We start from the raw sequence: 21,207 nt of genomic DNA on the forward strand, positions 1-21,207 counted from the left end.
AGCGACTCTGATTCAGACAGCGACTCTGATTCAGATAGCGACTCTGACTCTGATAGTGACTCTGATTCAGACAGCGACTCTGACTCAAATGCCAATAAAGATCATAACGACAAAGCAGGTAAAGCAAATGATAAAGAATTACCAGATACTGGTAATGATCTTTCAAATAATGGCACATTATTTGGTTCACTATTCGCCACACTTGGAGGATTATTCTTAATTGGTAAACGTCGTAAAAACAAAAATAATGAAGAAAAATAATAAGTAGACTTCATATTTACACAGTTAAATTTAAAACCAGGCCTTTCATGGCCTGGTTTTATTTTAAATACTATGATATAGATTGATAGAATAACTAAGAAGGAAACTATGGATTTTGAATATAAAAGAAAAATTATTAATAGAAATAAACAACAAAGCCAAAATTAATAATTATGATTGCAAAACAAAAACAAAATATTATTAAAAGATAAAGGTACTAAGATTACTTCTATTTTTTATTCAAAAATGTTTAGAACACATTCTGAATTATTAAATATGTTTAACAAAACGAACAAAAAAAGGTATGCAATCTTCAGCATTGGCATAAACTGTATTAGCTGCTGTAATGAATATTAATCAATTAGAAGCTATTGGGCTTATTGCATATAAACACTGTACATTACATATGTATCCTGAACATTATCCAATTGTAGGAGACAACTTACTTTCTTAGAAAAAACTAATCCAGTTATTCAAATATTGGTTAAAGTCTATGATGATATTGCTAATGTCTTTATCAAATTAGAAAAGAAGCAATAGATATTAAATCTTTTACAGTTGAATCTAATGACTACGATTTAAGTCAATTTGAACCAGGACAATATATTACAGTGGATGTTTCTAGTGAAAATCTACTATATAGAGCTAAACGTCATTACTCAATTGTTGATGAAGACAATACTCACTTAGTATCGGTAGGAAGCGCGATGTAACAGCTGATCATGAAGGTAAAGTATCTACAGTTTGACACGATAAATAAAAGAAGGTGGCATAATCCATTTATATGCTTCAGTTGATGGCTTTTCAATAGAAAATATAGACAAATATCAGCTAATTCAAGTAGTCAACAGAGAGAAAGAATGTCCATTTGCTAAAAGATTAAAAGAATATTTAAAAGACCAATCCAAAGTTTATATTTATGGTGGGACAGATTTCTTACAATCAATAATATACACATTAAAAAGTTTGAATTACGATATAAACAGTATTCACTTTGAAACATTCGTACCACGTCTTAGTGTACAAATTTAAAATATAAAGAAGGTTTGAAGATGAAATTGACCTCTAAATCTTTAAAATTTTTATTCTATATAGTAATTATGTTAGTTTCTATTTTTTACATCACATAAATCTTTGTTTAAAATATTCTTACAAGGAATATTAGTTTATAGTGTATCTGCATTAGGACTTAAGTATTTAACTTTAAAAAAATAGATAATATAATCTTCTAAAAAAGAAAAAGATAAACAATGACTTAAAAGTATTTATCCTTATATTACAGTTAACATAATCGATGATTATCAGAAGTTTGAGTCACTGTAAAAGGTGTATCAAGGGTTTATAAACCCTTGATACACCTTTTATATTCATTTTTAATTACCGAATAATCGTCTCCAAAAACTTTTTTTAGAATGAATTTCATTTATCATATCTTCTTTTTGATCATCTAATTTATCGTCTTTTGTCAATTCACTATTTTGTTGCTTATACTCGTTTTTATCTTTACTCGCATCACTGAACTGAGAAACTATTTTTTCTTCTTGGTTATCTGAATCGATCTCTATGGAATCCGTATTATCCCTTGTTTCTTGAACTTCAAAGTCCTGTCTCTTATTAGCAGAATAATTAAGTTGTCTTTCTTCTTCTAACTCAGACTCCAACCTTTGTATTTTTTTGTTACTTTCTAATGTTAATACTTGTTGATTTTCAAGTAATTTTGACCTTTCTTGCAATTCTTTCCTATAAAATTCTATTGTCTCTTCATGACGCTTTTCTTGTTTTTCCAGTTGTTTATTTAAAGTGTCTATTTGCTTTTCAAGCAGTTCAATTATTTGAACATTATGTTTAGATTCTTTGTGTGAATTATCCTTTTTAACTTTTTCTGAATTAGTGCTAGTATCTTCAAATCCATATTTTTTTTTATTATGAGTTACTCTTTGAATTATCTTTTCAACATCAATATCATTTTTAATAAATGAAGTATTATCCTTTTTTATCGTTTCTATGTTCAACCTTTTTATATTATTAAATATAGTTTGTTTACTAACTTCCAATTCTTTGCTTAATTCTTTTACACTCTTCATATCATCAACCCTTTATAAAAACTTCATCAACCCTTTACAGTAAATCTTATCATAAATGTTGTTATATCAGTATCTATCTATGACTTTAAAAACCCTTTACAAACTCTTTATGTTATTGTTATCAAGAGTTTGTAAAGGGTTTTTAATAAATCTATAATATCTTTTATGTGTTCTTCTTTAGTGATATAATGTTGATAATACGTTTAAGTCCCAACTACTGGTAATAGTTGGGACTCGGTAATAAAATGTTACAATACGTTAGCTATTTAATTTGATATATGTATTATATACAACAATATCGACAGTTTGCAAGTCAAAAAGTTATGTGGATTTGTAATGTTTTATTACCTCTATTCAAATTTAATTGGAAAGAGGTTTTTATTATGTCTCGTAAAAATATTAAAAATCAAGCTAGTCAAAATTTTTATATGCTACATAAGGCTTTATTTGTTAATGAAAAATATAAAAAATTAAGTGATAGTGCCAAAGTCACTTATGCAATTCTCAATGATAGAGTTAGTTTATCAATTAAAAATAATTGGATTGATGATAATGGGGATATATATTTCATTTTTACAAATGAAAGCCTCCAGAATATATTAGATAAAAGTAAAAATACAATTACAAAAATAAAAAAAGAACTTCAAGAAGTAGGATTACTTGAACAAATCCGTACAGGCTTTAATAGACCTAATAAATTATATTTACATGATATAGAAACAAATATTAGTGTAGAAAAAAATATTCAAAATTCATCTGAAACCTATGATAACAAGGAGTCCCAAAACTTGGGACTCCAGAATCCCGAATTTTGGGATTCCAGAATCTCAAAATTTGGGACTCCAGAATCCCAAATTTTAGACCCTAATGATACTGATTATAATGACACTGATTATATTAAGACTAATAGTAATGATACGTATGATATGAATGATAAGAAAACAACATATTCTAGTAATCATACAAATCATTCAAATCACTACTATTCAAAATTCAATGATGAAGCTTTAAAATTTCAATTACTTGAAGAACTACCACAAAGTATTCAAACTTATTTAAATAACTTTTCTGTATCTGAAATTAAACTTATTAAATCTGTGTTATTAAAAGCCAAAACATCCTTCAACAATTCTATTGATGCATATTATTTATTAGAAGATATGGAATTTGAAATTGTTAGTGTTCTTAAGCGTTTTAAAGCTACATTAATTCAAAAAAATGAAACCGTTGAAGCAATGCAAGGGTACTTAATGAAATCTCTTAAATCTGAATTTGCAGAAGTACATACGCTTAATAAACGACGTGATAATTTACCAATCACTTCTTTATTTAATCAATAATACAACTTAATAAGCCAACAATGATCCAATTAGAAAATATCTTTAATTAGATGTTCTCTTAACTGTAAGCGAACTTTATTTTCAATGAAATGTAATTAATTAAGTAAGTGGGACTAAAAGCGAAAAGTTTTAGTCCCATTTTTATAAACAATTATTATTCATTGTTACTACTATCAGCAATTTTTTCTTTTTAGTGGAACCCAAGTATTTGTAAGCATGATAAATTACTTCTTTTTAAATTTATTTGGCTTATTCGTATTAATGTATTTGGAATACATCTTTAACAATTCTTCTGTTTCATCTAGACTTAAATGTTCACATTCAAAATATTTTTCAAGTATTGCGCCTTTTCGAATAAGTCTATGCGCTCTTTCTTTTCGATCTAAATTTTTTAATCTATGTTTTCTTAATTCAGCTTTTTCAATTGCAGCATTTGTTTTTTTGAGATTTTTAAAATCATTCATCTTATCACTTACTATTCTGATTAATTTCGTTTTCTTTTAAATTTTCATTGTTCCTGTTACTGCCATTTTGTTCGATATCTTGATTAAATTCTTCAATGACTTTATCCATGATTTTATACAATTCATCACTAGAGTTAATCATATTTAAATCAAGTTTGTTTAAAAAATAACCACCAATTTTATGAGATAGTTGTGCTTCTTGTTTTTTCTTTTGTTCTTTCAGTTGTTCAATTTGTTGTTCTAATTGACTTAATTTTGCAATATCGGTTTGTTTGATTTTAGACATTAAAAAACTCCCTTAGTTTATCTATATAAAGCATATCATAATTCATTGGGTAAGTCGCACATTCATGGTATAATATAACCAGTTCTTAAGACACTGCCCATTTACATGCAAATTAGAAATTGGCATAAAAATGGGCAACCATACTGGTTGATCGTTATAGTTCCCACAGGGGTTTAAATTCAAAAAAGAGAGGAGTAAAATCATGGAGAAAGGTTACTTTATGTTGAGAGTGACTAACATTAATCGAGCAACTAAAAATATTGTTGCATCAGCGTCATATCGTTCTGATGAAGCATTATATAGTGAACGTACAGATGAAAAAATTAAGTTTAGAAATCATATAGTTAAACCTGAAAGCATGATTTTAACTCCTCAAAATGCACCCGAATGGACTAAAGATAGACAGCGTTTGTGGAATGAAGTTGATAAAGTTGAAAAGCATAATGCAAAAACAAATAACCCTAGATTAGCAAAAGAAGTCTTGTTAAGTTTGCCTAATGATTTTGATAGAGAAGTACAAACTGAATTAACAAAAGATTTTATAAAAAGTGAGTTTGTAGACAAAGGAATGGTTGCTGATATTTCGATTCATAGAGATGATATGAACAACCCACACGCCCATGTTTTACTTACTCAAAGACCTTTTAATTCAGATGGTACTTGGGGGAAAAAGACAAAAACGAGAACGCAATATGATGAAAATAGCAATGCGATTTTAAATAAAAATGGTAATAAAGTTAGAAAACAAGAACGTTTTGCCGACTTTGATTTCAAAGAAGTTCGTAAGCATTGGGAATTAAAATTAAATCAATACTCAGAACGTGAACAAAGCTTAAGACGATATGATAGTCGTTCTTTTGAAGCGCAAGGTTTAGAAAAAATCGCAGAAATTCCACTTACAAGAGAAGAATATAGATTAGAACAAAACGAAAAAAAACGCTGTGAAAAAGAGGGTATCGAGTACCAACCTGTTACTTATTATGGACAGAAAAATGAACAAATTAGAAGATATAATCGTGGCGAAGTATCACAATTATTTAGTGATAAAGAGAAAGAACAAGCACAAAATGAAATTAGATTATTTATTCAAAATGCTAACGATCAAGTAAGCAAAAATGAACAAAGTTATTCTATTTTATTTGATAGATATAAACATGATGTTGGCTATTCAGAGGCAAAAGAAACAATTAAAAATACGTTTGATAGTGCGTCTACTTTTGGTCGTAAAATTCAAAATGACTTACTCAAAAATGAAATTAAGAGAAGTCAATTAAAATTCTATGCAGATAATTATGATACTAATTATCAATTTAGAAGAGAAGTTGAAAATAAAGGATATAGTCAACAAGAGTTCATTAATACTGTTAAATCTAACTTTAAAGAGTTACTCAATGAAAAGAATAAATTAGAAAGTAGAGAAGAAAAACGTAAAGAAATTTATCAATCAGCTAAAGATGTTTACCTTACTGAAAGTGAGAAAAATAGTATAATTGTTCAGCAAATGTACCCTAATTCTCATAAACAATTTAGTAAAGATGAAAAAGCATTTATTGTTGAGGAGGCACAAAAAGGTAACATTATTAAAGCGTCTAATGTTCAATATCTATTTAAACAAAACAACAATATTCCTACTGATATATTGCTAGAAGATACTTATAAAAAAGCAAGTAAGGATATTTTCTTTAGTGAAAGACATCTTAAACACTTAAAAAAAGATAGCTTTGAATATAATGTTGAGTTGCAATTTATTAAGGAAAAAGAAAAAGAAATTGATAGTTATAGAGAACATATTGATGATGATTTAAGAATAGATATAGGCGATAAAAACTTTGAAAAAGTCAAAGACCAAACACCTAATGAGAAAGTTCAATTACTTATCAAACTTGAGAAATATAACAATGTCGATCAAAAAGAAGTTATCGAAAAACATATTAATCAAGTGGATAGAAATGATCATGACAATCATAATGAACATGAAAATGAACAATCTAATCATATTCATTTACCAACTATAAACGCTAGTGACTTCCTTATGTATTATGCGAATGAAACTGAAAAACAAAACAATATTAATCATAAGAAAAAGAAGAAGAAACAAGATAGAAATAACCAAATAAGAAGATAGCAGGCCGTTGAAATTATACAAAGTCCATTCTTTAGTAATAAGAAAATGAACCAATGTGATACATTAACTTTGGTTTAAAGAAAACATTTAAAATTCATGATTATATGCCAACCATTCGACTATTTTTTGAGTTTGTTAAAAGTTCCGTGGCTCAACGTCAATAAAGCAATTGGAATAAAGCACCTATGATTATTAAAAAAAATAAGTTATAATATATTCAAAAATATTTTTGAATGAGGTGTAATTATGATTCAGACTATTGTAACTGCTGCTGTTCTTTATATTGCGACAGCATTAGACTTATTAGTGATTTTATTAATGTTCTTTGCTAGAGCAAAGACTAGGAAAGAATATCGAGATATTTATATTGGTCAATATGTAGGATCTGTGGCATTGATTGTCATAAGTTTATTCTTTGCCTTTGTCTTAAATTATGTTCCTGAAAAATGGATATTAGGATTATTAGGGTTAATACCGATTTATTTAGGAATTAAAGTGGCTATTTATGGTGATAGTGACGGAGAAGAGAGAGCTAAAAAAGAATTGAATGAAAAAGGATTGTCTAAATTAGTTGGTACGATTGCAATTGTTACGATAGCAAGTTGTGGCGCTGATAATATTGGTTTATTTGTTCCCTATTTTGTGACATTAAGTGTTACTAATTTATTAATTACTTTGTTTGTCTTTTTAATTTTAATTTTCGTCTTGGTATTTACTGCACAAAAATTGGCTAATATTCCAGGAGTTGGAGAAATTGTTGAGAAATTTGGTCGTTGGATTATGGCTGTTATTTATATAGCTTTAGGTTTATTTATCATTATAGAAAATGACACTATTCAAACAATTTTAGGATTTATATTTTAATTTAGGGTGTGATTTTATATGAACTATAAAAATGCTTGTGATGTGATCTGTGTACATGAGGATAAAGTTAACAATGCCTTAAGTTTTTTAGAAGATGATAAATCTAAGAAATTACTTAACATTTTAGAAAAGATTTGTGATGAGAAGAAATTGAAAATTATATTATCTTTGATTAAAGAAGATGAGTTGTGTGTTTGTGATATTTCTTTGATATTGAAAATGAGTGTTGCTTCAACTTCACATCATTTAAGACTTTTATATAAAAATGATGTACTTGATTTTTATAAAAAGGGAAAGATGGCATATTATTTTATTAAAGACGATGAAATAAGAGAGTTTTTCTCTAAAAATCAGAAGGGTTTTTGAAACGAGTGAAACGAGTTTCTTCTTGAACTTTGGTTTAAAGAAAATATTATTAAACACCGACACGTCGGTGTTTTAGTGTTCATGTGAATATTAAAAAATAATGGAGTGATAACACATGAACACATTCGTTTTCGGCGTGATTTTAAAGAGATTAGAAGAAAAAGGACTTAATGTACACGAAGTATTCAATATGAGCGATAAACAGGCTAAAAAAGACTTATTTGATGATTTATACCATTATGTCCGCTATACAAAGCCATGCGGTGCAGAATTAACGAATGTATTATACTTGACCGCGTACTATGGTACGCGGTTTATTATTATTTAGAGGTGAACTATGTGAGTTATCGTATTACTGCATTTGCAGAAAAATGTGGGGTAAATAAAGAGACGATTAGATATTACGAACAAAAAAATTTATTACAAGAACCTTCCCGAACGAAAGCTGGTTATCGGATATATTCAGATGATGATGTTAAGCGTGTATGGTTTATTAAACGGATGCAAGAGCTTGGTTTTTCTTTAAGTGAAATCCACAAGTTGCTTGGTGTTGTAGATAAGGATGATGTGCGGTGTTCGGATATGTATGAGTTCGTTTCTCAAAAAGTTGATGAAGTACAACAACAAATTAGAGATTTAATGCGTGTTGAGAATATGTTGAATGATTTAAAAGAATGTTGTCCGAATGAAGAATATTTATATTCTTGCCCTATTATTGAGAAAATGTTTGAGGGTTAAAATCAACTTTTTAGCAGGTGATGTAAATTGACTGTACAAAAGCGAAAAAATGTAAAGGATAATGATAAATTATTGTTTTTAGGAATACCAGCATTGTTGGTTCTATGTTGCGCTTTACCAATCCTTTTAATTGCAATTGGATTGAGTTCTATGGGTGCTTTCTTAATAGGAAAACAAGTTTGGATATTTGGTTCTGTTTTGTTAATTGTCGGACTGATTATGTTGGTAAAAAGAAGAGGTAGTCGTAATACATGTCAGTCGGATTGTTGCCATTATAAATTCAGTGAAACAGAAGAAAAAGGGGGGGAGTGATTTGAAATCAATATTGTTCTTTAAAAGATTTTATTATCAGCTCTCATTATTGTAAGCCTCTCAGCATGTGGAATATCCAATGGAACCAACATTGTTATTTTAATTTCAGGAATTTATATTTCTTATTATTGGGGGATTGGTCCGGGTGGCATATTTCGATAATTAAAAGGAGTGTTAAAAAATGACTAAGAAAATCAGTATGAAAGTTAGTGGCATGACTTGTATGGGTTGTGAAGAACATGTAGCAGTTGCACTTGAAAATATTGGTGCCAAGAATGTAGAAGCTAGTTTTCGTCACGGTGAAGTATTATTTGAATTACCCGATGATATTGGGATTGAAAGTGCAAAAAAGGCTATTGATGAGGCGAAATATCAACCTGGAGAAATAGAAGAAATATCATCACAAGAAAATGTGGTGTTAGGTAATGAAGGCGATTATGACTTACTTATCATTGGTTCCGGTGGTTCGGCTTTTTCAGCTGCGATCAAAGCGATTGAATACGGGGCAAAAGTAGCCATGATTGAGCGTGGAACCGTTGGCGGAACATGTGTAAACATTGGCTGTGTTCCATCAAAAACACTTCTTAGGGCTGGAGAAATTAATCATTTAGCAAAAGTAAATCCATTTACGGGATTACAAACATCTGCTGGAGAAGTGGAATTAGCACCCTTAATCAAGCAAAAAGATGAATTAGTGAGTGAGCTTCGCAATCAAAAATATGTGGATCTAATTGATGAATATGGAATTGACTTAATTGTAGGTGAAGCAAAATTTACTGATGAACAGACGGTTGAAGTCAATGGAGAGAAACTTTCCGCAAAACGCTTTTTAATTGCAACGGGTGCATCTCCTTCTCTCCCGCCGATTTCAGGACTTGAAGAAGTGGAGTATTTAACAAGTACAACGCTCCTTGAAATAAAAAAGGTACCTAAACGATTAACGGTGATCGGTTCAGGATATATCGGAATGGAGCTTGGCCAATTGTTTCATAACTTAGGTTCAGAAGTAACGCTTATGCAAAGAAGTGAGCGACTGTTAAAAGAGTATGACCCAGAGATTTCTGAAGTAGTAGAAAAAGCTTTAATTGAACAAGGAATAAACCTTGTAAAAGGGGCAACTTTTGAGCGTGTAGAACAATCTGGAGAGATAAAGAAGGTTCATGTTACAGTAGATGGCAAGAAAAAAGTGATTGAATCAGAGCAGCTGTTTGTTGCAACAGGAAGAAAACCAAATACGGATACGTTGAATTTAAATGCAGCTGGGGTTAAAGTCGGAAAACGAAAAGAAATACTGATAAATGATTATGCTAGAACAAGTAACGAAAAGATTTATGCGGCAGGAGATGTTACATTAGGGCCTCAATTTGTCTATCTAGCAGCATATGAAGGTGGAATTGTTGCCGATAATGCAATCGGTGGATTAAATAAAAAACTAGATTTATCAGTGGTTCCCGGCGTGACATTTACAAATCCAGGGGTAGCAACAGTAGGCTTAACAGAAGAACAAGCAAAAGAAAAAGGCTATGAGGTCAAAACCTCCGTATTGCCTTTAGATGCTGTTCCAAGAGCTATAGTAAATCATGAAACAACAGGTGTTTTTAAGCTTATTGCTGATTCGAAAACATTGAAAATGTTAGGGGTTCATGTTGTATCTGAAAATGCAGGTGAAGTGATTTATGCAGCGACTTTAGCCGTTAAGTTTGGTTTAACCGTAGATGATTTAAAAGAAATCCTTGCACCATATTTAACAATGGCAGAAGGATTAAAATTAGCTGCACTTACATTTGATAAAGATGTATCAAAATTATCTTGTTGTGCAGGGTAAGCTCTTATTTATAGTAGCTTAACTATGTGAAGAAAATACACTCAAACTATCCGGTGGCTATAATTGAGAAAGCCAATCTAAAAAAGTCGGTTCCTTAGCGTACAGGAATTCGACTTTTTTAGGTTGAAATTCCCTTAACGTACAAAATTTCCGAAATGTTGGCGGTACCCCTAAATCAATTGTTAATTAGTAATAACTATAATAAATTAGTTTAAAGGAGCATACATAAGAAATGAATCCATGTTTAAGATTTAAAGATTTTAAAGAAGACTGGAAATATGACTTATTTAACGAACTAGTTACAAATAAAAGTAAAAAATTTAATCCACAAATAGAAGATCCTACAAAGGATATAGAATTAGATAGCATCGAGCAAAATACAGGTCGCATTCTTAATACATACATGTCGAATCAGTTCACAAGTCAAAAAAATAGCTTTAATAAAGGAAATGTCTTGTATAGTAAACTAAGACCTTATTTAAATAAATACTATTATTCACAAATAGATGGAGTATGTTCATCAGAAATATGGGTGCTAAATACGTTAAATAAAAAGAGTCTATCTAATAAATTTCTTTACTATTTTATACAAACAAATAGATTTAGTAGTGTAGCTAATAAGTCAGTCGGCTCAAAAATGCCACGTGCTGATTGGGAGTTAGTTAAAAATATTAGATTATATAAAGGTTCAATTGAGGAACAAGAAAAAATTGGTGATTTCTTTAGCAAACTCGACCGCCAAATTGAGTTAGAAGAAGAGAAACTTGAACTTTTAGAGCAACAAAAGCGCGGGTATATGCAAAAGATTTTTTCACAACAATTGAAATTTAAGGATGAAAATGGAAATGATTATCCTGATTGGGAAGAAACAACTTTAAAGAACATAACAAATTATATTAGTTCTAAAAAAAGTTCTAATCAGTACAATGAAAGCAACAACTCTAAAGGTTATCCAGTATATGACGCAATTCAAGAAATTGGAAAAGATTTACAATATGATATGGAAGAACCATATATTTCTATTCTAAAAGACGGGGCTGGAGCTGGACGGTTAAATTTAAGAGCTGGTAAGTCATCAGTAATAGGCACTATGGGGTATATACAAGCAAATAATGTAGATATTCAATTTTTATATTATCGAATGAAATTACTTAACTTTAGAAAGTTTATTATTGGTAGCACTATACCACATTTATATTACAAAGATTATTCTAAAGAAAAAATACTAATACCAACAAGCAACGATGAACAAAAGAAGATTGGTCATTTTATATTAAACATCGATAAACTGATAGATAATAAAACTTTAAAATTAGATTATTTAAAACAACGTAAACAAGGCTTACTACAAAGAATGTTTATCTAATACTGATAAAGTCCTATTATGTAAAGACTTAAAAATATAAGATACTAAAAAATTTTTTGAAACATGATTTTAACCGTTACGACATTTTGCAAATGTCGTGGAACTCAAAAAAGAGGTGACTGCAAATAGTCACCTCTTTTTTTACGTTTAATCTTCAAACTCTAAAGGTTGTACATACATTCTTATATAATAATCCTCAAGCTCATACAAAACATTCATAGCATTTAAATAATCATAGCCTTTAACACCACGTTTTTGTATAGACTTCCATTGTTGTAAGCAATCTATACCATACACATCTTTAATTAAATCCACATAATCCTTACGACCAAAGCCCCTTAGGTTATTTTCTGCGAAAAAAATAAGTGGCTAATTGCTAGCCACTAAGTTCAAATTCATAAATACTAAATAATAAAGTTCTTTCGTCACCTGTTTGTATTTGAGTTATAAATTATAGATGCTAACCCTAAAATGACAACAAAAGCTACCAATAAATATACTAAGAAATTATCAGTTTGAATATAAAATTTAAATAGTAAAAATGCTAAAAGTGCAACTATAAAATAAACAGGAATAAAAGATTTCTTCCAAAATATTGAATCTTTCATATAATCAACTCCTTAAATAGGAATTAAATTGACTAGAAGCATGAAGCCGCAGCACCAGTTGCTGCTCCGGATACGCCTCCAATAACAGCACCAGCTGCTGTACCTAAAGCAGGAACTACTGAACCAGCACTAGCTCCACCTAAACCACCAGTTCCTGCACCACCGGCTGTGCCTAGTGCACATTTACCCCAATTAGTCTTTCTTTCTTGAGATGATTTAATTACTTGTACATCAAATCCATCTCCAGATTTTTTATATGCTAGTACAACCTCATTACCATTTTTATCAGTAGCATTTGTAGGCATTTGCTTTGTTTCTTTACCATCAGATAAAGTTAATTCGCCGTTTGAACTAACTGTACCCTTTATATTTTTATTGACTGATAAATGTAGTGTGCTTTCATTTTTTTGACTTAATTTGCCTATACCTTCTTGCTTTTCTGCTGCATGCGTTTGATTATGATCAGAAATTACAAATGGAGCAGCCACAGAACCTGTTACAATCGCAGTACTTAAAATTACTTTTGATAGAATGTTATGTTTCATAACTGAGACTCCTTTTAATTTATTTAATTAATTTTAGATTATCAAATTATTACGTAAATATAGTGAATATTTCTTAAATGTTATATCATAGTTCCAAACTGTATTTAATTTATTTTCAATTTCCAAAACATTTTCAAGAAGAATGTATGAGTTATACAAAGTGACTACCCATAATCTTTTATTATGTAAATAATACAAAAAACGCATAAAAAACAGTATAGAAAGAAAATTCTGACATTTTACATATTACACAAAATATAACAAAAAAACAAAAACCCTTTATTTGTGCCAAAAATACTTGTCACAGCTATACCCGTTGAGAGAGAAGAAGTTTAAAAGACTGTGCCAAAAATGAGCAATTTTTTTAAATCCTTATTTTCATAACCAAATCATTTTGCATATATATACTAATATATACAAACCCCCTTTCCCGTAAGTGTAATAATACACCAATACAATGGTACCAGTCTTTTATGTAAAGTTTTATTTTATGGTAAAATTATTGGAAAATTGGAAAACTCTTGGGAGAGTAGGTACCAATAGTTATTTTAAAATACCTATAATTTTTGTGAAAGCGCTTACAAATACTGATATTGTAGTCTTTTGCCAAAAATCCATAATATTTGGCACAGATGGAACAAAGTAAAGGACTTCACAAATTTATGTGAAGTCCTTTACTAGTTCATTGGCTTTATTAATATAATATTGTTTGTTAATTATTGATTGATTTAAATTTTGTATGCTTTTTATATCATTGCATATTGTATATATTTCATTTGGTGGTACATTTGGTGCTTTTTTTAAGCCTTTTTTTGATTTTTCAGTGCTAGTGAGACCAGATACACCCTTGTTGGTTGCTATAATTCGGTTAACACGTTGATACGTTTGTCCATTTTCATCTCTTAGCACACTATTATTACTAACTTTAACCATTTGAGCAAAATCCCATTTATTGGTGTTATTATTTATTGTTTGTTCCACTGGTATATCGTATATTAATTGGTTTACCACTGCATTTGTTATTGCTTTTGGGTATACTTGTGTATTACGATAATTAAAATTACTTAAATTGCCTCTTCTTTTAATTGTGCCATCTTCTTTTTGTAATACTGCATAATTTGTCGTTGAAATTGCGACTCGTTTGTATTTTTCTTCTTCTAAATCAAGATTAAATAATAGTTTGATCTTATTAATGACATTTTGTGAATTAAAGTTTCCCGTGCAATAAATACCATCAGTATTCACCGCAATTACACGTGCTCCCTCTTTTGTCGCTAGTTCTACCATTTTAAGTAAAACTGCTTGTCCTATAAGTCTTAACGATAGTATTGTGTTTGGAACGTGTAATGGACTAAATGCTGCGTCCATTCGACCTGTTACAGTGTTTAATACTAGTTTTAATGCTTTTTCACGTTTTGGATTTGATTTATTATGTTTTAGTGTTGGTTTAAATACAACAAATATATGTATAATTAGAAATGAAAAAAATAATATTATTATTTTATTGTTCACATTATATAGTTTAAGAATACAAAAAATACAAGATAAATAATATGAGGTGTTGCTATGGTTACAAAAAAACAACATTACTATCCAAGATGTCTTTTAAAACATTTTGCTAACGATGACAAAAAAGTCTTTGTATATATAAGAAAAGGTGATAAAAAAGCGTACATGAATTATGAAAAAATATGCGCCTCAAATTACACCTATGAAAGTGATAATCAAGTTGATAATGTTTTAGAACATAAATTAGGAAAGTATGAATCAAAAATAGAACCTATCATCGATGATATTATAAAAAACTGTATGACAAATAAACTTTCAGTATCAGAAGAAGACCAACAAGAATTATTTCAATATTTATGGTTACAATATTTACGTACAGATGCTGGAAGAATTCTTTTTGTTAATTTATTTGAAAATATGTTTTCTTATGAACCAAGAAAAGAACCACTTGATTTAAAAGAAATAGAGAAAAAAGAAAATAAAGAAAAAATAAATAGGTTCAATAAGGTTTTTAAACAAGGGAATAAACTAGAAAGAATATTAAAAAATTTTAGAAAAACTAATAATATGAATTTTCATATAGCAATAAGTATGGAGAATTTATTAACAAGTGATAATCCAGTAATTGGAACTGATAATTGGAAACAAATAATGTTACCTATTGCACCAAGAATTTGTATAGTATTTCAACACGATAGCATAAACAGTTCAAAAGGTTTACAAGTAATATTAACATCTAATAAAACAAGATATTTAAATGAGGCTACAATTAATACTGGAAACTATTATATAATTTCAAACGAAGATTTTAGTGACAAACAACTAGAATATATAGACAATCGTTTTAATAATAAAAACTGGAGATGGAGCTATCCGCATGTAAATAACCTAAATGTACTGAATAAAAAAAATAACCTTGATCATTAATATTTAGCATAATTATCTTTTTTTCTTATTTTTTTGACACGAGTTTCTTTATATACTGATAATTAATATATTTCTATTAGACAGTATTATATAGTGAAGTGTATTTTATTTAATTGTTCTATAAACAGTCGAAGTACTGACACCTACTTTTTTAGCAATTTCAGAAACTGTAAGGTTTTTTTCTCTGTATAACTCTTTAATTTGGTTTTTGACCTCATTAGATATTGAAGGTCTTCCTCCATTACGGCCTCTAGCTCTTGTGGTTTTTAATCCTAGTTTTGTTCGTTCGCTTGCTAAGGTGGATTCATTTTCATTAATAGCATACAAAATAGAATAAAACATATCTTTAGTATTTTCATCACTAGTAGATATCTTCATATCTACTATATCTAATTTAATATTTTTCGTTAGTAACCATTGAGAAAAAAGAACAAATTCTTTAGGTGTTTTACCTAAATGTTGGAGATTATTGACGACTAGTGTGTCACCCTTCTTTAAAAAATTTAAACAGTTACTTAATTCATCAAGTTCTTCGATATTTTTATCTTCACTTTCAATAAATATACAATTACAGCCATAACTTCTAAGTTTAAGTAACTGTAAATCGATTGATTCACTTTTAGGTAGATGACGAATATAACCAATTTTAGACATTAAATTATCTCCTTTAGGATATATTAAAATTTGAAGTTATCTATATTTTACTAAAATCAAGTTTATTATTCTTGCTTTTTGATATTTATATAGACGTAAAATGACTTATCGGAAGTTAACTATTATCGCATATTAAGAGATGATATAATATACAGGTCGCCTATCTCTCAGGCGTCAATTAAGACGCAGAGAGGAGGTGTAATTATGCTTGATAACTTTGTTCACATCATGACCACAGCAGCGAGTGGTTGTATCGTCGCATTATTTGCGCATTGGCTACGCAATCGCAACGATAAGAAAAAATAGGCGACTATAGCCACACCTAAAAAATCCCCTCACTATCGGAAGTAGTGAGGGGATTGGTGTATTATACTTGATAACTTTGTTAAGTAAATTATAACACTGGTTAGTAGAAGAATGCAAAATAGTTTATTGATTACTAATCTAAAAGTTATCAGTTTGGAAAAGAAGTTGAAAGCAAATGGTATAGTCAACAAGAGCTTGTTAATACTGCTGAAACTAACTATAAAGCAATTACTCAATGAAAAGAATACGTTAGAAAAAAGAGGAGAAAAGTGTAATGAAATTTATCAATTAGTTAAAGAGAGAACATTTAAAAAAGCTGTTGTTTGTATAGGCTTAATGGTAATTTGTGGATTTGGATAGTCATCGTGGTTAATATAATAGGTTAAAAGACTTAAAAAATAAAGAACCACTAACATTATTGCTAGTGATTCTTTATAAATACACAAGATTTATTAAATTAATTTTATTTATTTGTAGCTACAGTTTTCACCGTCAGTCCAACCACATTTTACACCGTTCCAAAATCCTCCGATGTCTTCTTTAGACCACCAACCGCCATTGATTGTTTCTAATTCCTTTACATCTAATTCTCTCATAATGTAGTCCTCCTTCAAGTCTATTTATAACTATCGTAGTACATTGTAAATTTAATTATATTTATTAACCTTGTTTGAATGGTAAGAAAGGAGAGATAGTTTCGCCAATATCTTTAATAAAGTTTTTAGTTTCTCTTGCAAAGTTACCTGTTTTTTCACCGTTACGTCTCGCGTCGTTTACTTCGCCACCGTTGATTGCTTTAAGTTCAGTAATATTTAATGATTTCATCGAAAGTTTCCTCCTTTGAATTATTAAATCTTACAGTATATAACTTAGCATTTGAACGTAAAAAAACTGTAAATAGACAATTAAGTGAGTATCTTTTTTAATTGATTTTTTTAATAACTTAAATCTATTTAATAAATAGCGTATATTAATATAAAATTAGCCTATTTTCATTTGAAGTTGCCATAAATTTTTATATACACCATTTAAACGAATTAACTTTTCATGTGTACCATTTTCAGCAACTTGACCCTCATTTAAAACATAGATATTATCAGCATTTTTTATAGTGCTTAACTTATGTGAAATAATAATTACGGTTTTACCCTGTTGAGTTAGTAAGTCAATATGCTCCATAATTTTGTATTCAGTTAAACTATCTAAAGCACTTGTAGCTTCATCGAAAATATATATATCAGGATCTTTTAAAAATGTACGTGCTAAAGATAAACGTTGTGCTTGTCCACCCGATAAATTAGCTCCTTCTTTTTCTAACATAGTATTAAACTGATCGGGGAATTTCTGTATGAAATCTAGTGATTCTGCTAATTGACAAGCCTTAACGATATCTTCATCACTTTTGTATTTATTGCTACCATGTAAAAGATTGTTTTTAATTGTATCAGCAAAAAGGAATGTGTTTTGTGAAACATATCCTATATTCTTACGTAAGTCGGAAAGATCAATATCACCAATACTATAGTTGTCAATCATAATATTACCTTCTGAAGCAGTGTAATAGCGATTGAGTAACTTACCTATGGTTGATTTACCACTACCACTTTCACCAACAATAGCAACCTTTTGCCCTTTTTTAATATTTAAATTAATGTCTTTCAATACCACACTTCGAAAGCCATACTGAAAGTCTACATTTTCAAAGCGGATATTGTTTTTAAAAGTATAAGGTTGTTCAGAAGTATATAATTCATTTTCGGTCTCTAAATCAGTTATTTCAGCAATACGACGTGCTGCAACAAATGATGATTGCAGTGTCGGTTGGATATTTATGAGACGTTCAATAGGATCAAGGTAATAAATAGTTAAAGCATTAAAAGCTAATAAACTACCTAACGTCATACTATCTGTCATGACTAAGTAACTACCAAGCCACAATATAACAAGACTGATAGTTAATTTTAAAAAGTTGTTAACCGTTAATTGTATATTAGAAAATTTACCCAGTTTTAATAAGTTTTCAATAATACCGTTAAATTTAGTAGTACCTATGTAGTAACGATCGTCTTCAGATTGATAACTTTTAATCGTGTTACTACCATCAAAAGATTCTATTAAATATGAACTTAATTCAGCATCCTTTTCAGCTACCTTTTGATTATATTTTTCAAAAGGCTTACGTAAAGTATAACTACAAATAATAAAACAAGGTATAAAAATAATTGTTATCAGTAGTAACAAAGGACTTTGCATATAAAGTAATATAGCACCGATAATAATCATGAAAGTATCAACTAACAACGTTATCGTTGAAGAGGATAAAGCTTCACGAATTTTAGATGTATCCATGAAACGTTGTAGAATTTCGCCAGATCTACGTGTATCAAAAAAGTTCATCGGAAGATGTAAAACATGATAAAAATAATCTTTCATTAAATTAACATCGATTTTCAAACTTAAATGTAAAATAAGTTGAAACCTTAAATAGTTAATGAGTGTATTGATTATGTATAAGAGTAAAATACCGAAACTAATAATGTGTAAATTTTTAAGAACATTGGATGGAATAATATGATCGGTTAATAGTTTAAAATATAGAGCTCCGACAATACCAACAACATTAATAAATAGTGAGATAAAAGCAATAAATAATAACTTACCATAATTATTTTTAAATATATCAATAAAAATATTAAGATATGAGGGCGATTCGTTATTAGTAGTAAAATCATCTGTTTTATTAATTAATATAGCAATATTGGTCCAATATTTTCCAAATTCAGTACTTGATAACTTATATTTACCTTTAGCAGGATCGACAATATAAAGCGTGTTATTTTTTATTTTTTCAATAATAATATAGTGATCATAACCTTGTTGATTAATAATATGTACCATAATTGGCAATTGTGCTTGTTTTAAATCATCAAAGGAATCAGCTTTTACGCCAGTTAACTCAATACCAATCTTTTTACCTGCTTGTACGAGACCATATAAATTTGTACCTAATTTATCTGTCTTAGCATATTCGCGCAAACGTGGGATAGATACACGCTTACCATAAAACTGTGAAATCATGGCAAGGCAAGTAGGACCACAATCCTTTTCATCGTATTGTCTTATAAATTTTATAGTCATCATAATGAGTCCTTTCAATAAAATTTAACTCTATTTTAATAAGTATAAATAGTTAGTATTAAACATAAGTTAAATAATCTTTTTGATAATGTTAAAAGCACTAAAAAGTAAAAAAATTTGCCTATATGTCTACTTGTGGTACACCCTAATCATACAAAATAAGTTATTGAATTTATAGTAACTCAAACGTATGATTAGGGTGTATATTAATTATGGAGTGAAGATGAATGATTATAGGTTATGCAAGAGTGTCTTCGATAGATCAGAATCTAGAGAGACAGCTAGATAATTTGAAAACATTTGGCGTAGAGAAAATATTTACAGAGAAACAATCGGGAAAGTCAGTAGAAAATAGACCCGTATTTCAAGAAGCACTTAACTTTGTGAGAATGGGCGATAGATTTGTAGTAGAATCGATTGATCGCTTAGGTCGTAATTATGATGAAGTGATTCATACCGTTAATTATTTAAAGGATAAAGAAGTTCAATTGATGATTACTAGTTTACCTATGATGAATGAAGTCATTGGCAATCCATTATTAGATAAATTTATGAAAGATCTAATCATTCAAATATTAGCAATGATTTCAGAACAAGAACGAAATGAAAGTAAACGTAGACAAGCACAAGGTATTAAAGTTGCGAAAGAAAAAGGTGTATATAAAGGACGACCTTTATTATACTCTCCCAACGCTAAAGATCCACAAAAACGTATTATCTATCATCGTGTCGTAGAAATGTTAGAAGAAGGCCAAGGCATTAGTAAAATTGCGAAAGAAGTGAATATAACAAGACAAACGATTTATAGAATAAAAAGAGACACTTTTTAATATAATAGTACCAATTAAATACACATACTAAGAGAAATAATATAGAAACAGAAATATTAAATGGTTGTTATAAATTTTTAAAAGTTACATTTAAATAGCAGTGATGAAAAGTAAGCTGATAGAGAAGAAGGATATAATTTCCTTAGTATCGAAAAGGAAAAGCTCTTTAGCCTTGAATACAAAACATTAGAAGTAACTTAGTGGATTAAATGTATTTTTTTACTATAAAAAATAAAATACATTGTACTAAATGCTAAAATACATTAAGCTATTAGTAGTATATATATATATATTACTCAAAGAAAGATTATTAATTTATTCATTAGGAGGTAAATTGTGAGTAAAAGAAAACAAGGACCCATTAACAAAAAAGTAGATTTTTTATCAAACAAATTAAACAAATACTCAATTAGAAAATTTACTGCAGGAACAGCATCTATATTAGTAGGGGCTACGTTGATTTTTGGTGCCGATTATGAAGCGCAGGCTGCTGAAAATACTGCAGACGCTCCCAATGGAACTATAGATAGTGATTCAGCTAGTGAACTTTCCTCAACAGAAACATCAACAACAGACGAACCTTCAACACAACAAGATTCTAAAGCAGATACATCAACGACACAAAGTACAACAGAACAACCAACAGAAGAGTCATCTTC

At 29.2% G+C, this 21,207-nt stretch carries 26 protein-coding genes and 1 pseudogene; 16 read left to right on the plus strand and 11 right to left on the minus strand.

The annotated features are described in order from the left end of the window. Window positions 1–261, plus strand: a 261-nt coding sequence (locus CD127_RS03790) for an LPXTG cell wall anchor domain-containing protein (RefSeq protein WP_142381307.1), incomplete at its 5' end; no start/stop codon positions are given. 177 nt (window positions 262–438) lie between these two features. After that, window positions 439–1,293, plus strand: a pseudogene (locus CD127_RS03795) (NO-inducible flavohemoprotein). A gap of 341 nt (window positions 1,294–1,634) precedes the next feature. Here CD127_RS03795 and CD127_RS03800 read toward each other — a convergent pair. Continuing rightward, on the minus strand, window positions 1,635–2,345 hold the full coding sequence (locus CD127_RS03800) for a DUF536 domain-containing protein (protein ID WP_103365820.1): 711 nt from the start codon (window positions 2,343–2,345) through the stop codon (window positions 1,635–1,637). A gap of 383 nt (window positions 2,346–2,728) precedes the next feature. On the opposite strand from CD127_RS03800, the gene CD127_RS03805 reads away from it, so the two are divergent. Then, a complete protein-coding gene (locus CD127_RS03805; protein WP_103365821.1) occupies window positions 2,729–3,685 on the plus strand; it encodes a replication initiator protein A in 957 nt (318 codons plus the stop codon). 224 nt (window positions 3,686–3,909) lie between these two features. Here CD127_RS03805 and CD127_RS03810 read toward each other — a convergent pair whose 3' ends face one another. Continuing rightward, a complete protein-coding gene (locus tag CD127_RS03810) occupies window positions 3,910–4,149 on the minus strand; it encodes a DUF3847 domain-containing protein (RefSeq protein WP_050215242.1) in 240 nt (79 codons plus the stop codon). Window positions 4,150–4,153: 4 nt separating this feature from the next. Then, window positions 4,154–4,435 (minus strand): hypothetical protein, encoded by a 282-nt coding sequence (locus CD127_RS03815; RefSeq protein WP_103365822.1) that lies wholly within the window; start codon window positions 4,433–4,435, stop codon window positions 4,154–4,156. 202 nt (window positions 4,436–4,637) lie between these two features. Here CD127_RS03815 and CD127_RS03820 point away from each other — a divergent pair, with 202 nt between their 5' ends. The 8 genes from CD127_RS03820 to CD127_RS03855 all read left to right on the plus strand — a co-directional run bounded on the left by CD127_RS03820 (window position 4,638) and on the right by CD127_RS03855 (window position 12,031). After that, window positions 4,638–6,560: a MobA/MobL family protein gene (locus CD127_RS03820; protein ID WP_103365823.1), complete on the plus strand. Its 1,923-nt coding sequence runs from the start codon at window positions 4,638–4,640 to the stop codon at window positions 6,558–6,560. A gap of 246 nt (window positions 6,561–6,806) precedes the next feature. Then, window positions 6,807–7,424 (plus strand): CadD family cadmium resistance transporter, encoded by a 618-nt coding sequence (locus CD127_RS03825; RefSeq protein WP_103365824.1) that lies wholly within the window; start codon window positions 6,807–6,809, stop codon window positions 7,422–7,424. 18 nt (window positions 7,425–7,442) lie between these two features. Next, window positions 7,443–7,790 (plus strand): ArsR/SmtB family transcription factor, encoded by a 348-nt coding sequence (locus CD127_RS03830; protein WP_103365825.1) that lies wholly within the window; start codon window positions 7,443–7,445, stop codon window positions 7,788–7,790. Window positions 7,791–7,905: 115 nt separating this feature from the next. Next, window positions 7,906–8,118 (plus strand): hypothetical protein, encoded by a 213-nt coding sequence (locus CD127_RS03835; RefSeq protein WP_061815575.1) that lies wholly within the window; start codon window positions 7,906–7,908, stop codon window positions 8,116–8,118. A gap of 11 nt (window positions 8,119–8,129) precedes the next feature. Then, window positions 8,130–8,528, plus strand: a complete 399-nt coding sequence (merR, locus tag CD127_RS03840) for an Hg(II)-responsive transcriptional regulator (protein ID WP_026867184.1) — start codon at window positions 8,130–8,132, stop codon at window positions 8,526–8,528. Window positions 8,529–8,555: 27 nt separating this feature from the next. Further along, window positions 8,556–8,840, plus strand: coding sequence for a hypothetical protein (locus tag CD127_RS03845; RefSeq protein WP_049415651.1), 285 nt, complete (start codon window positions 8,556–8,558; stop codon window positions 8,838–8,840). Window positions 8,841–9,021: 181 nt separating this feature from the next. After that, entirely contained in the window at window positions 9,022–10,665 is a 1,644-nt protein-coding gene (gene merA / locus CD127_RS03850) for a mercury(II) reductase (RefSeq protein WP_103365826.1), read from the plus strand. 232 nt (window positions 10,666–10,897) lie between these two features. Beyond that, window positions 10,898–12,031 carry a restriction endonuclease subunit S gene (locus tag CD127_RS03855; protein WP_103365827.1) on the plus strand — a complete coding sequence of 378 codons (1,134 nt, stop codon included), beginning with the start codon at window positions 10,898–10,900 and terminating at the stop codon, window positions 12,029–12,031. A 147-nt stretch (window positions 12,032–12,178) separates the two neighbouring features. Here the strand turns inward: CD127_RS03855 and CD127_RS12610 are convergent, their stop codons facing one another. From CD127_RS12610 to CD127_RS03870, 4 genes are all read right to left on the minus strand, one after another. Continuing rightward, window positions 12,179–12,346, minus strand: coding sequence for a hypothetical protein (locus tag CD127_RS12610; RefSeq protein ID WP_160148982.1), 168 nt, complete (start codon window positions 12,344–12,346; stop codon window positions 12,179–12,181). Between the two features lie 110 nt (window positions 12,347–12,456). Beyond that, window positions 12,457–12,639, minus strand: a complete 183-nt coding sequence (locus tag CD127_RS03860; RefSeq protein ID WP_103365828.1) for a hypothetical protein — start codon at window positions 12,637–12,639, stop codon at window positions 12,457–12,459. Between the two features lie 32 nt (window positions 12,640–12,671). Beyond that, on the minus strand, window positions 12,672–13,184 hold the full coding sequence (locus tag CD127_RS03865) for a hypothetical protein (RefSeq protein WP_103365829.1): 513 nt from the start codon (window positions 13,182–13,184) through the stop codon (window positions 12,672–12,674). A gap of 660 nt (window positions 13,185–13,844) precedes the next feature. Then, on the minus strand, window positions 13,845–14,552 hold the full coding sequence (locus CD127_RS03870; RefSeq protein ID WP_135350977.1) for a hypothetical protein: 708 nt from the start codon (window positions 14,550–14,552) through the stop codon (window positions 13,845–13,847). A gap of 198 nt (window positions 14,553–14,750) precedes the next feature. Here CD127_RS03870 and CD127_RS03875 point away from each other — a divergent pair, with 198 nt between their 5' ends. Then, a complete protein-coding gene (locus tag CD127_RS03875) occupies window positions 14,751–15,620 on the plus strand; it encodes a DUF4238 domain-containing protein (RefSeq protein ID WP_103365831.1) in 870 nt (289 codons plus the stop codon). 105 nt (window positions 15,621–15,725) lie between these two features. On the opposite strand, the gene CD127_RS03880 is transcribed toward CD127_RS03875, so the two are convergent. Beyond that, window positions 15,726–16,274, minus strand: a complete 549-nt coding sequence (locus CD127_RS03880; RefSeq protein WP_103365832.1) for a recombinase family protein — start codon at window positions 16,272–16,274, stop codon at window positions 15,726–15,728. 204 nt (window positions 16,275–16,478) lie between these two features. On the opposite strand from CD127_RS03880, the gene CD127_RS12550 reads away from it, so the two are divergent. Together CD127_RS12550 and CD127_RS12615 are read left to right on the plus strand one after the other, a co-directional pair. Continuing rightward, window positions 16,479–16,580 carry a type I toxin-antitoxin system Fst family toxin gene (locus tag CD127_RS12550; RefSeq protein ID WP_002497230.1) on the plus strand — a complete coding sequence of 34 codons (102 nt, stop codon included), beginning with the start codon at window positions 16,479–16,481 and terminating at the stop codon, window positions 16,578–16,580. A gap of 111 nt (window positions 16,581–16,691) precedes the next feature. Further along, on the plus strand, window positions 16,692–16,940 hold the full coding sequence (locus CD127_RS12615; protein ID WP_070678654.1) for a hypothetical protein: 249 nt from the start codon (window positions 16,692–16,694) through the stop codon (window positions 16,938–16,940). A 107-nt stretch (window positions 16,941–17,047) separates the two neighbouring features. Here CD127_RS12615 and CD127_RS12915 read toward each other — a convergent pair whose 3' ends face one another. From CD127_RS12915 to CD127_RS03885, 3 genes are all read right to left on the minus strand, one after another. Further along, a complete protein-coding gene (locus CD127_RS12915; protein ID WP_257643470.1) occupies window positions 17,048–17,176 on the minus strand; it encodes a hypothetical protein in 129 nt (42 codons plus the stop codon). A gap of 64 nt (window positions 17,177–17,240) precedes the next feature. Next, window positions 17,241–17,405, minus strand: coding sequence for a hypothetical protein (locus CD127_RS12620; RefSeq protein ID WP_160148981.1), 165 nt, complete (start codon window positions 17,403–17,405; stop codon window positions 17,241–17,243). Between the two features lie 156 nt (window positions 17,406–17,561). Further along, a complete protein-coding gene (locus tag CD127_RS03885) occupies window positions 17,562–19,718 on the minus strand; it encodes a peptidase domain-containing ABC transporter (RefSeq protein ID WP_103365833.1) in 2,157 nt (718 codons plus the stop codon). Window positions 19,719–19,945: 227 nt separating this feature from the next. On the opposite strand from CD127_RS03885, the gene CD127_RS03890 reads away from it, so the two are divergent. Both CD127_RS03890 and CD127_RS03895 read left to right on the plus strand, forming a co-directional pair. Next, complete coding sequence (locus CD127_RS03890; protein WP_103365834.1) at window positions 19,946–20,548, plus strand: recombinase family protein; 603 nt, start codon at window positions 19,946–19,948, stop codon at window positions 20,546–20,548. A gap of 336 nt (window positions 20,549–20,884) precedes the next feature. Further along, window positions 20,885–21,207, plus strand: a 323-nt coding sequence (locus tag CD127_RS03895) for a YSIRK-type signal peptide-containing protein (RefSeq protein ID WP_103365835.1), incomplete at its 3' end; no start/stop codon positions are given.

This window comes from Staphylococcus petrasii (assembly GCF_002902565.1).
In the GTDB taxonomy this organism is placed as follows: domain Bacteria; phylum Bacillota; class Bacilli; order Staphylococcales; family Staphylococcaceae; genus Staphylococcus; species Staphylococcus petrasii.

Bases quoted from the DNA above. Each gene is read 5' to 3' on its own strand.
- CD127_RS03800 (WP_103365820.1), bottom strand. From the start codon at position 2,345: ATGAAGAGTGTAAAAGAATTAAGCAAAGAATTGGAAGTTAGTAAACAA.
- CD127_RS03805 (WP_103365821.1), top strand. From the start codon at position 2,729: ATGTCTCGTAAAAATATTAAAAATCAAGCTAGTCAAAATTTTTATATG.
- CD127_RS03810 (WP_050215242.1), bottom strand. From the start codon at position 4,149: ATGAATGATTTTAAAAATCTCAAAAAAACAAATGCTGCAATTGAAAAA.
- CD127_RS03815 (WP_103365822.1), bottom strand. From the start codon at position 4,435: ATGTCTAAAATCAAACAAACCGATATTGCAAAATTAAGTCAATTAGAA.
- CD127_RS03820 (WP_103365823.1), top strand. From the start codon at position 4,638: ATGGAGAAAGGTTACTTTATGTTGAGAGTGACTAACATTAATCGAGCA.
- CD127_RS03825 (WP_103365824.1), top strand. From the start codon at position 6,807: ATGATTCAGACTATTGTAACTGCTGCTGTTCTTTATATTGCGACAGCA.
- CD127_RS03830 (WP_103365825.1), top strand. From the start codon at position 7,443: ATGAACTATAAAAATGCTTGTGATGTGATCTGTGTACATGAGGATAAA.
- CD127_RS03835 (WP_061815575.1), top strand. From the start codon at position 7,906: ATGAACACATTCGTTTTCGGCGTGATTTTAAAGAGATTAGAAGAAAAA.
- merA (WP_103365826.1), top strand. From the start codon at position 9,022: ATGACTAAGAAAATCAGTATGAAAGTTAGTGGCATGACTTGTATGGGT.
- CD127_RS03855 (WP_103365827.1), top strand. From the start codon at position 10,898: ATGAATCCATGTTTAAGATTTAAAGATTTTAAAGAAGACTGGAAATAT.
- CD127_RS03860 (WP_103365828.1), bottom strand. From the start codon at position 12,639: ATGAAAGATTCAATATTTTGGAAGAAATCTTTTATTCCTGTTTATTTT.
- CD127_RS03865 (WP_103365829.1), bottom strand. From the start codon at position 13,184: ATGAAACATAACATTCTATCAAAAGTAATTTTAAGTACTGCGATTGTA.
- CD127_RS03870 (WP_135350977.1), bottom strand. From the start codon at position 14,552: ATGGACGCAGCATTTAGTCCATTACACGTTCCAAACACAATACTATCG.
- CD127_RS03875 (WP_103365831.1), top strand. From the start codon at position 14,751: ATGGTTACAAAAAAACAACATTACTATCCAAGATGTCTTTTAAAACAT.
- CD127_RS03880 (WP_103365832.1), bottom strand. From the start codon at position 16,274: ATGTCTAAAATTGGTTATATTCGTCATCTACCTAAAAGTGAATCAATC.
- CD127_RS12550 (WP_002497230.1), top strand. From the start codon at position 16,479: ATGCTTGATAACTTTGTTCACATCATGACCACAGCAGCGAGTGGTTGT.
- CD127_RS12615 (WP_070678654.1), top strand. From the start codon at position 16,692: ATGCAAAATAGTTTATTGATTACTAATCTAAAAGTTATCAGTTTGGAA.
- CD127_RS12915 (WP_257643470.1), bottom strand. From the start codon at position 17,176: ATGAGAGAATTAGATGTAAAGGAATTAGAAACAATCAATGGCGGTTGG.
- CD127_RS12620 (WP_160148981.1), bottom strand. From the start codon at position 17,405: ATGAAATCATTAAATATTACTGAACTTAAAGCAATCAACGGTGGCGAA.
- CD127_RS03885 (WP_103365833.1), bottom strand. From the start codon at position 19,718: ATGACTATAAAATTTATAAGACAATACGATGAAAAGGATTGTGGTCCT.
- CD127_RS03890 (WP_103365834.1), top strand. From the start codon at position 19,946: ATGATTATAGGTTATGCAAGAGTGTCTTCGATAGATCAGAATCTAGAG.